Here is a 14,072-nt window from a genome sequence, read left to right as displayed (position 1 = left end):
CGGGTGCAACGCCTTAATGGAAGGGCATGGATCACCGCCTACTCGACCGGCTCCGGGACCTCCACGGCTCCCTGGGCACCGACATCACCTTCGTCACCCGGATGGTCGAGGACGACGCGCCGCGCGCCGACGTCCTCCGTGATCTCGGGGAACGGCTGACCGATCTCGGCACGGCGCTGCTCACCCGTTCGGACGACGTCGACGCGGACGTGCTCGCGAAGCTGCCGGACGACGGCTGGCTGCCGGAAGCGGGCGCACGCCACCGGGCGCTGGCCGTGGCCCACCACGTCGGCGAGCGGCCGCTGCGGTGCGGACGGATCTATCTCGCCCTCTGCGGGGCGCCGTGCTTTCCGTTCTACGGCAGGGACCCCGCCGGCCGGACCGCCCGGCACGAACGGTGCCGGACCTGCCGGAAACGCCTGTTCCGGTGACGGCGGCTGCGGGCGGCGGCCCGGTGCGGCAGGGTGAGGTGACATGAGCACCGAGAAGCTGTTCCGGATCGCCATCGCCCTGAAGGGCCTCGACGGCGCGTTGCAGCTGGTGAGCGGGCTCGTCCTGATGATCGTCCCGGCGACGGTCGTCTCCGGTTTCGCGCACGCCGTGGTCACCCGTGACCTGCTCGGCGACCCCGAGGGGACGCTTGCCCGGCACCTCGAACTCGCCGCCGGCCACTTCGCCGAGGGGCGGACGTTCGCCGTCGTGTACCTCGTCGCGCACGGCCTCATCAAGCTCGGCCTGGTCTGGGCACTCGCGAAGAAGGTGATGCGGGCCTACCCCGTGGCCGCCGTGGTGCTCTCGGCGTTCGTGGTCTACGAGGTCTTCCGCGCGATCCACACGCACTCGCTCGCGCTGCCGTTCTTCGCCGCCCTCGACGTCGTGATCATCGTGCTGGTGCTGCGTGAATACCGTCAGCTGAAGAGGGATCGCGTCGCGGCCTGACCGCCCGGTTCAGGCCGCGACGCGAAACTTTTCCGTGGTGACCTCCGCGCCGGGCGGATCCACCACGATCGCGGTGGCGTTGTCGGAGCCACCGAGCGAGATCGCCGTCCGCACCAGCTCGGTGGCCGCCCTGTCCGGCATCCCGAGGATGTCGAGCATGGTCGGACCGCTGAGCGTCTTGTGCACACCGTCGCTGGTGAGCAGAAGCCCGCCGGTCGTGACGGTGGCCGTGCCGATCTCGTGCGCACCGGCCGTGCGGACGCTGGTGGTGACGACGTGTTCCATCCGCGGTGTCACGGGTTGGTCGTGGTCGCGGAAGTACTGCGCGAGCGTATGGTCCTTCGTCACCTGCCGCACGGTGTAACCGTCCCAAGCGTACGCCCGCGCGTCCCCGACCCACGCGATGCCATACCCTTCGCCGGTCTGGACGGCCACGACGAGGACGCAGTCACCGGCCCCGCCGAGTGCGAGCACGGCCCGCTGAGCAGCGAGAACGGCCCCGACGGCCCCTTGCTCGACCGGTGTCCGCGCCGCCGCGGAGGCCGCCGTCCGCGCCGCTTGTGCCGCGTTCGGGTGATCTCCGACTCCATCGGCCAGCGCGAACACGATCCCCCGGCCGCCCGCCGCCGCGTACGCCGCGACGGCGTCCGCGTTGTGTGCGCGCGGTCCCTGCGCGCTCGCCGTGTGCCAGTGCGGAAGCTCCCTCATCGTCTTCTCCTCACCCCTGGGTGATTCCCTGCTTCCAGGATCCGCCTGAATCCTGTGGGTGACCTGAGGGTTCGGTGTCGGACCGCTGTCGGCGGTCAGCGCAGCCGCGTGATCAGCGTCCGTAGCCAGCTCTCCGCCATCGCCGGTTCCTTCCGCAGATGCCGCACGAGCAGGTCCCGGCCCGCCTTCGAACGCCCGGCCTCGACGATCGCGACCGCCTCGGCGAGCCCCCGCAGCCGCTCCTCCGAATGCTCCGGCGCGCGCCCGTTCTCGTCCGACCAGCGCGGCCGCGGGAACGACGCCGTGAGCTTGGGCTGGGTGTTCCCGAAGTAGAGCCACACCGGCTCGTCGAGCGAGATGTTCCGGACGCCGTTCGCGGGCAGGTCGGCGGGCCAGCCGAAGTGCTGCTGCCAGCGGAACGCCGACGGGGTGGTGTCCTCGCGGATGGTGATCCCGAGGAACCGGAGCCGGCCGCGGATGATGCTCCAGGCCTCGCGTTCGTCGTCGATCCACTTCCGCAACAGCCGGTAGAGGTCGGTGAACGTCTGTCCTGTGTAGACGAGGTCGACGAACACCTTCGGCCGTCCGCGGGCCAGATCGTACGGGCTCAGGCCCGCCGAAGCGAGATAGTCGCGAAGAGTGTCCACATCGGACTCCGCCAGTCCCGAACCGGTTCCCGCGAACGACAGCGGCAACTGGTGGATCCTTTCCCGCCAAGGGGTTCCGCTCAGCAGATCGTGCACGCTGTCCGCGGAGCGGCCGACGAAGTAGAGGTCCGCGTCTCCCGCCCGGGCGATCACCTTCGCGGCGCATTCGATCAGTTCGTCCAGGAACCACAACGACGGTTCTTCGGCGCGCTCCAGTAGCGTCCCGAGCTGGTCGGGGCGCACGAGATCCCAGCGGTACGGCCGATTCACGCCGTCCAGGATTCCCGTGCGCCCCAAGGTTTGTCGAAGCATTTTCAGGAAAGCAGGTGGTACACCGTCTGCTCGCCGACCGTGGTGGCGGTGAAGTTCTCGGCGACCCATTCGGAGATCTCGTTGGAGCCGCCGCCCGGCCCGCCACCGCGGCCACCTTCGACGTAGTAGGTGATGTCGCCGTTCGCCACGTACTGCTGGAATTCGGCCAGCGTCGGAGCGGGGTCCCGGCCGCTCCAGCCGCCGATGCCGATCACCGACTTCCCGCTCGCGAGTTCGAGGTTCGCCGCGGACTGCGAACTCGACGTCGCGGCGGCCCATTTCGTCGTGGTGGCGGCGAGGGTGGCGCCGATCTCCGCCGAGGACCCCTCCTCCATGCCCATGCCCATTCCGCGCTCGTCACCGGTGGACGGGCCGGAGATCGGGATCGAGCCGGAGTGCGACTGCGAAGCGGTCTCGATGCCGTACGCGGTCGTGCCGAGGCCGATCGTCAGCACGGAGACCGTCGCGACGACGGCGACGAGTCTGCGCATCGGCGGGACACCCACCAGCACGACGGTGGCGGTCACCAGACCGAGGCCGACGATGATCCAGCGCAACGCGGGCAGCCAGTCCGCGTCACGGTCCAGGAGGATGTACGCCCAGACGGCGCTGGCCGCGATCATCAGCGACAGGAACACCCGGGGCGCGAGATGCGCCCGGCCGCGCCACAGCGCGGTCCCGGAGATCGCCACCACCGCGGCGATCGACGGCGCCAGTGCGACGGCGTAGTACGGGTGCACGATCCCGCTCATGAAGCTGAACACCAGCGAGGTGACGAGCATCCAGCCGCCCCACACGATCAGCGCGGCCCTCGTCCGGTCGGTCCCGGCGGCCCGCCTGGTGAACCACAGCCCCGCGACCAGCCCGATCAGCGCGGCGGGCAGCAGCCACGACACCTCGCCGCCGAAGCTCGCGCCGAACATCCGGGTCAGACCGCTCTCCCCGCCGAAGCCGACGTTCCCGCCGCCGGAGCTGACGGCGCCGCCAGGGCCACCGACCATCACTCCGCCGCCCATGCCGAAGATCCGGCCGAGCCCGTTGTAGCCCAAGGCGAGTTCGAGCAGGCTGTCGCCTTCCGAGCCGCCGATGTACGGCCGCGAATCGGTCGGCCACAGGTCGACCAGCGCGATGAACCAGCCCGCCGACACGACGACCGCGCTCAAAGCTCCGAGCAGGTGCAGCAGGCGTTTGCCGAGCGAAGCCGGCGCCGCGACCAGGTACGCGAGCCCGAACGCGGGCAGCACCAGGAACGCCTGCATCATCTTGGTCAGGAAGCCGAACCCGATGGCGACCCCGGCCAGCGCCAGCCACCGCGGGCTCGCCTTTTCGATCGCGCGGATCGTGCAGTACCCGCCCGCGATCAGCAGCAGCGTCAGCAGCGCGTCCGGGTTGTTGAACTTGAACATGAGCGCGGCGACCGGGGTGACGGCGAGCGCCGCCCCGGCGAACAGGCCGGCGACGGGCCCGGAGGTCCGCTTCACCGTCAGGTACAGCAAACCGACCGAGGCCACCCCCATCAGCGCCTGCGGGGCCAGCACGGTGAAGCTGGAGAAGCCGAAGAGCCGGGCGAACGCCGTCGTGACCCAGAGCGCGGCCGGGGGTTTGTCGACGGTCAGCACGTTCCCCGCGTCGAGGGAGCCGAACAGCCACGCCTTCCAGTCCTGGGTGCCCGACTGCACGGCCGCCGCGTAGAACGAGTTGCCGTAGCCGGAGGCGGTCAGGTTCCAGAAGTACAGCAGTGCGGTGGCGGCGAGCAGCCCGAAAACGGCGGGCCGGACCCATCGGCCGGGTGGCTTCGTGGCGGTTTCCCCGACGTGGCCGGGTTCCGCCCGGGAAGCGAGTGCGGTGGTCATGGATCAGCTCTCCATCTCGGTGGCGGGACGGCGGCGGAACACCCAGCCGCGCAGCAGCAGGAAGCGCAGGACGGTGGCCGCGAGGTTCGCGAGCACGAGCGCGGTGATCTCGAGCGCCAGCCCGGGCGCGGTCATCGTGTGCAGCAGCGCCAGGGCGCCACTGGTGAGCGCGAGCCCGAGACCGAACACGATGAGCCCCTGGAACTGGTGCAGCCCGGCGCCTTCCCGGCCGCGGATCCCGAAGGTCAGGCGCCGGTTGAGCGCGGTGTTGCCGATCGCCGTCACCAGCAGCGCGACGAGGTTCGCCGCCTGCGCGCCGGTGAACGTCCGCAGCAGCAGGAAGAGCACGAGGTAGGCGACGGTGCTCGCGACACCGACGGCGGCGAACCGCACCAGCTGCCGCACCAGGCTCGGCGCCACCCCCGGCGCCTGTACCTGGATCGGCGCGCGGCCGAGTTGTTCGCGCAGGCCACTGATCGGGATCCGCCCGGTCATCGTCGCCTTGGCCAGCCGTGCGATGCCTTTGAGGTCGGCGGTCGCGGTGGCGATGATGTTCACCGACGAGTCCGGGTCGTCCACCCAGTCGACCGGGACCTCGTGGATCCGCAGCCCGGCCTTCTGTGCCAGCACGAGCAGTTCGGTGTCGAAGAACCAGCCGGTGTCCTGGATGTGGGGGAGCAGCCGTTCGGCGACGTCGGCGCGGATCGCCTTGAAACCGCATTGCGCGTCGCTGAACCTCGCCGCCAGCGTGCCGCGCAGGATCAGGTTGTAGCAGCGGGAGATGAACTCCCGCTTCGGCCCGCGCACCACCCGCGCGCCACGGGCTAGCCTGCTGCCGATGGCGAGGTCGGAATGGCCGGACAGCAGCGGCGCGATGAGCGGCCCGAGCGCGGCCAGATCCGTCGAGAGATCGACGTCCATGTACGCGAGCACCGGAGCGTCCGAAGTGGACCAAACGGCACGCAACGCGCGGCCGCGGCCTTTTTCTTCGAGGTGCTGGACTTCGACGGCGTCGAACTCGCGGCTCAGCCGTTCCGCGACGCGCAGTGTGCCGTCGGTGCTGGCGTTGTCGGCGACGGTGATCCGGAACGGGTACGGGAACTGCTCCACGAGGTGCGCGTGCAGCCTGCGGATGCACGGTTCCAGGTCGTTCTCCTCGTTGTAGACCGGGATGACGACGTCAAGCACGGGGGAGCCGTCCGGGGCGATGGCGGGGCGGCGGCCGGTGTCGGCGCCGGAGAGGATCGCGGTTGTCATGGCCTCAATCTCGGCCATCGCGCTGAGGTCGCCTTGTGCCCGAGCTGTGCTGTCGCTGTGTCCTGTCACGGGATTCACCGGCTCAGGTCGTAGACGGTGACACCGTCCACAGTGGTCGGTTCGTAGGTTTCCGCGACCCACGCGGCGATCCGCTCGGCGGCGTCGCTGCCGGTCTCCCCGCGCATCATCATGCCTTCGCCGAGGAAGTAGTGGATCCGTCCATTGCGGACGTGTTCCTGGAACTGTTCGAGCGTGGGGGCCGGATCGGTGCCGTTGAACCCGCCGACGGCCATCACCGGCGCGCCGCTGCCCAGCTGATAGCCCGCGGCGTTGTTGGAGCCCACGGTCGCCGCCGCCCAGGTGTGGTTCGCGCTGTCCCGCCGGAGCAAAGCGGCCAGCTCGTCGCCGGGCAGGCTCGTCCCGAGCAGCCCGCCGCCGCCCATCCGCATGCCCCGCCCGGTATCCGGCCCGGCTGAGGGAAGCGCGCCGGAATGCGGGGTGGCGGCCGTCGCGACCGTATACGCGCCGGTGCCCGCGAGAACCGTGACCAACGCGCCGACGGCGACCAGACGCCTTGCCGCGTCAGGCAACCGCGACGCGAAGAACACCAGGAAGGCACACAGGAGACCGGCCACGAGGACCGCGATCGCCAGCCCTGGAAGCCAGTCGGGTTGCCGTGACAGCAGGAGATACGCCGTCAGCGCGGTCAACCCGATCCCCGCGCTCAAGGTGCCCGCGGCGGCCGGATTCCCCCGTGCGCGCCACAGCTGTGTCCCGGCGATCCCGACGAGCGCGGCGACCGCCGGGGCGAGCGCGATCGTGTAGTACGCGTGGATGATGCCGCCCATATAGCTGAACACCGCGGCGGTCACCAGGAACCAGCCACCCCAGACGATCAGCGCCGCCCGCCCGCGGTCGGTGCGCGGGGCACGGCGCGTGAACCACAGCCCGGCGGCCAGCGCGACGGCGGCGGCCGGCAGGAGCCAGGCGATCCCGCCCGCCATCTCGTTGCCGAACAACCGGTCCCAGCCCGTGCCGCCCCAGCCGCCGTTGGGACTCCCGCCGACACTGCCGACCTCGTCGCCGGTGATGCGGCCGAGGCCGTTGTAGCCGAAAGCGAGCTCCCACAGGCTGTTCTCCTGCGAGCCGCCGATGTAGGGCCGGTCGGCCGCGGGCCACAACGCGACGACGGCGAGATACCAGCCACTCGCAAGGATGGTTGCGGTCAAAGCTCCGAGCAGGTGCAGCAGGCGTTTGCCCGGCGATGTCGGCGCGGCGATCAGGTAGGCGAGCCCGAACGCGGGCAGCACCAGGAACGCCTGCAACATCTTGGCGAGGAAACCGAAACCGACGGCGACTCCGGCCAGCGCCAGCCAGCGCGGGCTCGCCTTCTCCAGTGCGCGGACGACGCAGTAGGCGCCCGCGGTCAAGAGCAGGACGAGCAACGCGTCGGGGTTGTTGAAGCGGAACATCAGCGCGGCGGCCGGGGTGAGCGCGAGGACGGTGCCCGCCAGCAGCCCCGCGGCCGGACCGGACGTCCGGCGCACCGCGGCGTACAGCAACGCCACCGAGCCGACGCCCATCAACGCCTGCGGCACCAGGACACTCCAGGCGTCGACGCCGAACAGGCGCGCGGAAAGGCTCATCACCCACAACGCCGCCGGTGTCTTGTCGACCGTGATCGCGTTCGCCGCGTCGCTGGAACCGAAGAACAACGCCTTCCAGCTCAGCGATCCGGCCTGCGCGGCCGCCGAGTAGAAGGCGTTGGCCCAGCCGGATTCCCCGAGGTTCCACAGGTACAGGACGGCGGTCGCGAGCAGAAGCGCGGCCAGGGACGGCCGGGCCCAGCGCGGATCGGCGGGCCTGCCTCGGGCGGGGGGAGCGGTTCGATCGGCTTCGTCGCGGGAGGCGAGGAGGGTCATGGCCTCAGCGTCGGGGGCCGACCTGGGGGGTGGTTGTGCCGAAGCTGTGCACCCGCTGTGAGGATCCGATCACCGGAAGATGGACGGCGAACTCGGTGCGCCCCGGACGGCTGTGCACCTCGATCGTGCCGTGATGGGCGACGACGATGGCCGACGCGATCGCCATCCCGAGCCCGGTGCTGCCCGCGGACCGTGACCGGGAGGAATCGCCGCGGGCGAAGCGTTCGAACACGCTCGGAAGGAGTTCCGGGGCGATACCGGGACCGTCGTCGGTGACGGTGAGCACCGCGGCCCCGCCGTGCGAGCGGGTCAGCGCGGTGATCACCGTGGTGCCCGGCGGGGTGTGCGTGCGCGCGTTGGACAGCAGGTTCGCCAGTACCTGGTGCAGGCGCTGGACATCGCCGCGGACGAGGACGGGCACCGGCGGGAGCCGGAGTTCCCAGCGATGGTCCGGGCCTGCGACGTGCGCGTCACCGACGGCGTCCGCGGCCAGCCGGGTGAGGTCGACCTCGCCCGCTTCGAGCGGCCGCCCGGCGTCGAGTCTCGCCAGCAGAAGGAGATCCTCGACCAGCGTCGTCATCCGGGCCGCCTCGGACTGGATCCGCGACATCGAACGCGCGACCTCCGGCGGTGCCAGCGCGCTGCCGCGGCCGGCGAGTTCGGCGTATCCGCGGATCGCCGCGAGCGGCGTGCGGAGTTCGTGGCTCGCGTCGGCGACGAACCGGCGGACCCGGGTCTCGCTGGCCTGCCGGGCTTCCAGCGCCCGCGAGATATGCCCGAGCATGAGGTTCAGCGCCGAACCGACTTGGCCGACTTCGGTCCGCGGATCGGTGTCGATCTCGGGCACCCGCACGGAAAGCGCGACCTGGCCGCGGTCGAGCCGCATCGCCGACACCCGGCCCGCGGTCGCCGCGACCCGGTCGAGGGGCCGCAGCGTGCGCCGGACGGCGAACGCGCCGAGGAACCCGGCGCCGGTGACGCCCGCCGCCGCGACCCCGAACAGGATCCACCCGACGGTGGCCAGCGTGTCCTGCATCGGCCCGAGCGGGAGCCCGGTAACGACCACACCGCCGGGGATCGAGGCGGCCTGCACGCGGTAATCGCCCAGCCCGCCGATCGTCAGCGTCATCGGCGGCCGGTCCGCCGGGATCGAGAACAGCCCGGCCTCCTGCTCGGCCGACAGCCCTTGGGGAAGTCCTTGCACGGTAAGGACTCCCGCGTAGAGCACGCGGTCGCCGGAGACCCGCACGCCGAGCGTCCCGGAGGCCTGGCCCGGCGCGTTGAGCGGATCGGGACCGAGCCCGTCCTCCGGCGGCCTGCTCGCGAAGTCGTGGGCGCGGGCCGACGCGGCCGAGAGCTGGTCGTCGATCTGGCGGGTGAGGAACGACCGCAGCGCGATCTCGCTGGCGACGCCGATCACGAGGCAGACGAACGTGAGCAGCAGCACCATCGAGCCGGTCAGCTTGGCGCGCAGGGAAAGCCGCCCGGGCCGGGGCCACCGGCGCGAGCCGGTGGTCGGACCGGATGCCATGACCCGAGCGTGCGCCGCGGTCGTATGCGCGCGTTGTGTCCCGCCTGTGAGCCCGCTGTGCGCCGCGGTCACAGACCTACCGTCGGGGCGACACACGTGATCAGACGGACGACACAGGTGATTGAGTGGACGACACGCGTGTCCAGCCGGACGTCTCGCGTCAGGACCGGTCGCGTCCGAGTGTCGTCCACCCAGTCACGCGTGTCGTCCGTCTGATCACACGTGCCGTCCACTCAGTCACGCCACCGACTCGATCCCATCGACCGTTGTGGCCGCGGTCAGCGGTCGTAGTCGACGCCGAGTTCGGGAGAGGTGGCCACCGCCCGGCAGGTCAGGATCCGCCCCGCCGCGACCTCTTCGTCCCCGAGTGCGTAGTGCACGTCCATCCGCGCGTTGCCTCGCACCACGGTCGCCCGGCACGTCCCGCAAGCCCCGCCGACGCACGCGTATGGCGCGTCGACGCCGTGCCGGAGCGCGGCGCTGAGCACGGTTTCGCCCACCGTCGCGGGGATTTCGACGGTCTTCCCGCCGGCGGTCACCGTCAGCGTCGAGCCGGGGTGCCGCGAGGGGCGGACGGGAAGCGCGCCCTGGAACAGTTCGAAGTGGACGTTCTCCTCCGGGACGTCCCGTTCGGTGAGCGTCCGGCGGGCCATGTCGACGAGGTCGCGCGGGCCGCACAGGAACCAGTCGTCCACCTTCGCCGGGTGCAGCCGCGCCTGCAGCAGGGCGCGGAGGCGGGTGCTGTCGAGGCGGCCGCGCTGGTAGCGCTCGTGCGAGATGGCCAGCGCCTCGCCGACGATGTCGAACGGCTTTTCGAGCCGTTGCGTGCGCAGGTCCGGGTCGCGTTCGTCGGTGCGGTAGTGCACGACGTGCAGCCGTCCGCCCAGCCGCGCGGCGAGCGCGCCGAGCTCGTCGGCGAACATCGTGCTGGCGCCGGAGGTGTTGATGTACAGCAAGGTCGCCTTGCTGTTCGGCTCGTTTCGCAGGGTCGCGGTCAGTATCGACAGGATCGGCGTGATCCCGCTGCCCGCGGCGAGCGCGACGTAACGCCCGGCGCGGCCCTGCTCCGGGGTCAGCGTGAACTCCCCGTCCGGGGGCAGGACGTCCAGTACGTCGCCCGCCGCGAGTTCCGTGGTGGCGAACGTCGAGAACGCGCCGCCGAGCTGATGCTTGATCGCGATCCGCAGTACACCGGAGTCCGGCGCCGAACAGATCGAGTACGCGCGCCGCACCTCTTCCCCGTCGACCTCCGCGCGGATGACGAGGTGCTGACCGGGGGTGAAAAGGAAGGTCTCGCGCAGCCGCTCCGGCACCTCGAACGTCACGGTGACGGCGCCTTCGCACAGCGGCCGGACCTCGGCGACCCGCAGCGAGTGGAACCGGCTCGGCCGCAGCGGCTGGGGTGCGGGCGGTTCCTCGTCGAACGAGCCGGTGAGCCGGCGCCATTCGCGGTACTCCGACGACGTCAGTTCGCGGCCCCACGGCGTCGCGATCGGGACGTCCCTGGCGAGGTAGGCGTCGCGGTTGTCCCGCCAGGTGCGCAGGTACCGGTAGAACGGGATCGCCGGGTGGAGATGGTGCACCAGGTGGTAGTTCTGGCACAGCATGATCGGCGTCATCAGCCATTCGAGCCCGACGCGGACGCGGGTGGCGCCGAACCGGTTCTGCCGCTGCGCGCCGAGGTCGTGATGCGGGAGCCAGTCGAACCACCAGGCCAGCACGGCCAGCCCGGCACGTTGCGGGATCAGGTAGACCATGAGCAGTTCCCAGCCGTGGCCGTTCACGATCAGCCAGGCGAACGCGGCGAGGCTCAGCGCGACGACGGCCGCGGTCTCGATCCGCTCCGACGGCGGCCGCGTGCGCTGCCGCACCACGTAGAAGCGGGCGTACCAGAGGTCGATCGTCAGCCAGCGCAGCGGCAACTGCCACCAGGGGCCGTGCGCGGTCCAGGCGTCGGGGTCGGTGTGGGCGTCCTCGTTGGTGTTGCGGTGGTGCTCCAGATGGATGTAGCGCACCAAGGGGAAGGAGCCGTAGGCCGCCACGAACGGCATCGCGATCCTGCCGAGCAGTTCGTTGACCCAGGTGAGCCGCCCGGCCGCGTGATGCGTCGACTCGTGCAGCACGGTGAACATGGTGAAGGTGACGAGCGCGTGCAGGGGAATGGTCACCCAGAGCGGCGCCGCCTCGTTGACGACCAGCCAGGTGGCACCCGTCCAGACCATGGCGCCACCGACGAACAGCAGCACCGTCGGCACCGAAACCATCGGCAGCGGGATCCGCGGGTTGGGCACACCGCGTGCCCGTCTTCTCTCAGGTGATTCCCCCGTGTCCTCGGACCGGGTTACGGCGACGGTCATCGATCGTTCCCCTCGGTCGATGGCTACCGGGACAAGCTGTCACACCGTAGACAATTAGTACTGGTTTGTAAACTTCATCCCATTGTCGAAACGCCTCGTCACGGCGTCCGATGGTGAAGCGTGGCACGCATCCGTGTCCAGGAAAGGGCCGGTTCGTAACAGAGAAGAACCGAAAACTGGTCCGATCGGGTGGCCGGGGGCCGGTTGGCCGGACGCTGCTCGAAACCTGTGATCGGCGGACGAGGGTGGGCTGATGGCCCCGGGACCGGGTCGATGTGGGCCACGGCCTAGACTCGGACGGCCCGGTCTGCAAGGTGACCAGGGCACATCCGCCGTCGAAGACATGCGGATGCTCAAACACATCGTTTACCGCTCGAGGAGAATACGTTGAAGAGCACCGTCGAGCAGCTCAGCCCGACGCGAGTCAAGATCAATGTCGAGGTGCCGTTCGACGAGCTCAAGCCGAACTTCGACCGCGCCTACCGCAAGATCGCCCAGCAGGTGCGCATCCCCGGCTTCCGCCCGGGCAAGGCGCCGGCTCGCGTGCTGGAAAGCCGGATCGGGCGAGCCCCGGTGCTCGACGAGGTCGTCAACGAGGTCATTCCGGCCAAGTACATGGAAGCCGTGCGCGCGGGCGAGGTCCGCACGCTGGGGCAGCCCGAGTTCGAGGTGACCAAGCTGGAGGACCGCGAGGTCCTCGAGTTCACCGCCGAAGTCGACATCCGCCCGGAGATCTCGCTGCCCGACCTCGAAGGCTTCGCGGTCAGCGTCGACGACGTCGAACTGACCGACGCCGAGGTCGACGAGCAGCTCGACGAGCTGCGCGCCCGCTTCGGCACCCTGACCGGTGTCGACCGCCCGGCCGAGAACGGCGACTTCGTCTCGATCGACCTCGCGGCCACCGTCGACGGTCAGGACGTCGAGGAGGCCTCGACCACCGGGCTGTCCTACGAGATCGGCTCCGGCCAGCTCGTCGACGGCATCGACGAGGCGATCATCGGCGCGAACGCCGGCGAGACCAAGACCTTCACCACGAAGCTGGTCGCCGGCGAGCACGCGGGCAAGGACGCCGACGTCACCGTCACCGTGCAGACCATCAAGCAGCGCGAGCTGCCCGAGGCGGACGACGAGTTCGCCCAGATGGCGAGCGAGTTCGACACGATCGACGAGCTGAAGGGCGACCTTCGCGAGCGCCTCGGCCGCGTCAAGAAGATGCAGCAGGGCGTCCAGGCCCGCGACAAGGTCCTCGAGGAGCTGCTTGAGCGCACCGAGGTCGCGATCCCGGAGAAGGTCCTCGAAGCCGAGATCGAGAACCGCAAGCACGACGCGATCCACCCCTTTGACCACGACGAGGCGCAGTTCGCGAAGGCGCTGGAGGCCGAAGGCCGCACGGTCGAAGAGTTCGACACCGAGGTCCGCGAAGAGTCGGAGAAGGCGGTCCGCACGCAGCTGCTGCTGGACAGCATCGCCGACGCCGAGCAGACGTCGGTCAACGACGGCGAGCTCACCGAGCGGATCATCTACCAGGCGCAGCGCTTCGGCGTCAGCCCGGACGAGTACGTCCAGCGGGCGCAGCAGTCCGGTCAGCTGACCGCGATCTACGCCGACGTCCGCCGCGGCAAGGCGCTGGCCTCGGTGGTCCGCAAGACCACCGTGACCGACGCCTCCGGCGCCACGGTCGACCTCGAAGAGCTTTTCGGCCCCGCAGCCGAGGAGACGCAGGTCACCGAGGAGACCGCGAAGACTGCGGCCGAGTAGGGAATATCCGGTCCGGTCGAAACGGACCGTAAAGCTGTAAGCGAACTTGGGCGGTGTCAGGCATTCTGCACCGCCCAAGTTCGTTAGGGTCGGTTGCAAGATCCTCAAGCATCTGGACATACGCGGCGGCGAACGTTCCACCCGCCGCCGTCGGCGAAAAGGCAGGCATGACGTGACGCAGCACACGCCCCAGGCGCGGACCGGTACCGCAGGGCTCAACCTCACCGACTCGGTCTTCGAGCGGTTGCTCCAGGAGCGCATCGTCGTCCTCGGCTCCGAGGTCAACGACGAGGTCGCGAACCGGATCACCGCCCAGTTGTTGCTGCTCGACGCAGACGACTCCGAGTCGGACATCCGCTTCTACATCAACTCGCCCGGTGGCTCGGTCACCGCGGGTTTCGCGATCTACGACACCATGCAGCTGATCCGCCCGGACGTCGCGACCTACGCGATGGGCCTGGCCGCGTCGATGGGGCAGTTCCTGCTCTCCTCCGGCACGCCCGGCAAGCGGTACGCGCTGCAGCACGCGCGCATCCTCATGCACCAGCCCTCGGCGGGTGTCGGCGGCACGGCCTCCGACATCGCCATCCAGGCCGAGGTGTTCGGCAAGTGGAAGCAGGAGCTGGCCCGGATCACCGCCGAGCAGACCGGCCAGACGGTCGAGCAGATCGTCCAGGACGGTGACCGCGACCGCTGGTTCACCGCGCAGGAGGCGAAGGACTACGGCTTCGTGGACCAGGTCCTCACTCGTGAGAACCCGCTTCCCAACAGCTGATCCGCGCCCGGCA

At 70.2% G+C, this 14,072-nt stretch carries 11 protein-coding genes; 4 read left to right on the top strand and 7 right to left on the bottom strand.

The window, feature by feature from the left end; translation table 11 throughout:
- Positions 1–26: 26 nt before the first annotated feature.
- Entirely contained in the window at positions 27–431 is a 405-nt protein-coding gene (locus tag ACIBTM_RS37405) for a hypothetical protein (protein WP_395881887.1), read from the top strand.
- Positions 432–474: 43 nt separating this feature from the next.
- Entirely contained in the window at positions 475–939 is a 465-nt protein-coding gene (locus ACIBTM_RS37400; protein ID WP_395881886.1) for a DUF2127 domain-containing protein, read from the top strand.
- 9 nt (positions 940–948) lie between these two features.
- Here ACIBTM_RS37400 and ACIBTM_RS37395 read toward each other — a convergent pair whose 3' ends face one another.
- The 7 genes from ACIBTM_RS37395 to ACIBTM_RS37365 all read right to left on the bottom strand — a co-directional run bounded on the left by ACIBTM_RS37395 (position 949) and on the right by ACIBTM_RS37365 (position 11,460).
- Positions 949–1,647 (bottom strand): PP2C family protein-serine/threonine phosphatase, encoded by a 699-nt coding sequence (locus ACIBTM_RS37395; RefSeq protein ID WP_395881885.1) that lies wholly within the window; start codon positions 1,645–1,647, stop codon positions 949–951.
- 95 nt (positions 1,648–1,742) lie between these two features.
- Positions 1,743–2,564: a hypothetical protein gene (locus tag ACIBTM_RS37390; RefSeq protein WP_395881884.1), complete on the bottom strand. Its 822-nt coding sequence runs from the start codon at positions 2,562–2,564 to the stop codon at positions 1,743–1,745.
- A gap of 44 nt (positions 2,565–2,608) precedes the next feature.
- The gene (locus tag ACIBTM_RS37385) at positions 2,609–4,459 is read right to left on the bottom strand and encodes an ArnT family glycosyltransferase (RefSeq protein WP_395881883.1); all 1,851 of its coding nucleotides are present in this window, start codon (positions 4,457–4,459) and stop codon (positions 2,609–2,611) included.
- Positions 4,460–4,462: 3 nt separating this feature from the next.
- Positions 4,463–5,716, bottom strand: a complete 1,254-nt coding sequence (locus ACIBTM_RS37380; protein WP_395881882.1) for a glycosyltransferase — start codon at positions 5,714–5,716, stop codon at positions 4,463–4,465.
- A gap of 74 nt (positions 5,717–5,790) precedes the next feature.
- Positions 5,791–7,638: an ArnT family glycosyltransferase gene (locus ACIBTM_RS37375; RefSeq protein WP_395881881.1), complete on the bottom strand. Its 1,848-nt coding sequence runs from the start codon at positions 7,636–7,638 to the stop codon at positions 5,791–5,793.
- A gap of 4 nt (positions 7,639–7,642) precedes the next feature.
- Positions 7,643–9,169, bottom strand: a complete 1,527-nt coding sequence (locus ACIBTM_RS37370) for a sensor histidine kinase (protein ID WP_395881880.1) — start codon at positions 9,167–9,169, stop codon at positions 7,643–7,645.
- A gap of 278 nt (positions 9,170–9,447) precedes the next feature.
- Entirely contained in the window at positions 9,448–11,460 is a 2,013-nt protein-coding gene (locus ACIBTM_RS37365) for a fatty acid desaturase (RefSeq protein WP_395881999.1), read from the bottom strand.
- Between the two features lie 453 nt (positions 11,461–11,913).
- Between ACIBTM_RS37365 and tig the strand changes: the two genes are divergently transcribed.
- Positions 11,914–13,284, top strand: a complete 1,371-nt coding sequence (gene tig / locus ACIBTM_RS37360) for a trigger factor (protein ID WP_395881879.1) — start codon at positions 11,914–11,916, stop codon at positions 13,282–13,284.
- Between the two features lie 172 nt (positions 13,285–13,456).
- A complete protein-coding gene (locus ACIBTM_RS37355; RefSeq protein ID WP_395881878.1) occupies positions 13,457–14,059 on the top strand; it encodes a ClpP family protease in 603 nt (200 codons plus the stop codon).
- The last annotated feature ends 13 nt before the right edge of the window (positions 14,060–14,072 follow it).

This window comes from Amycolatopsis sp. NPDC049868 (assembly GCF_044461365.1).
GTDB lineage: Bacteria > Actinomycetota > Actinomycetes > Mycobacteriales > Pseudonocardiaceae > Amycolatopsis.
Note: the sequence above shows the minus strand (reverse complement) of the source record. Positions and strands in the feature narration are given on the sequence as shown.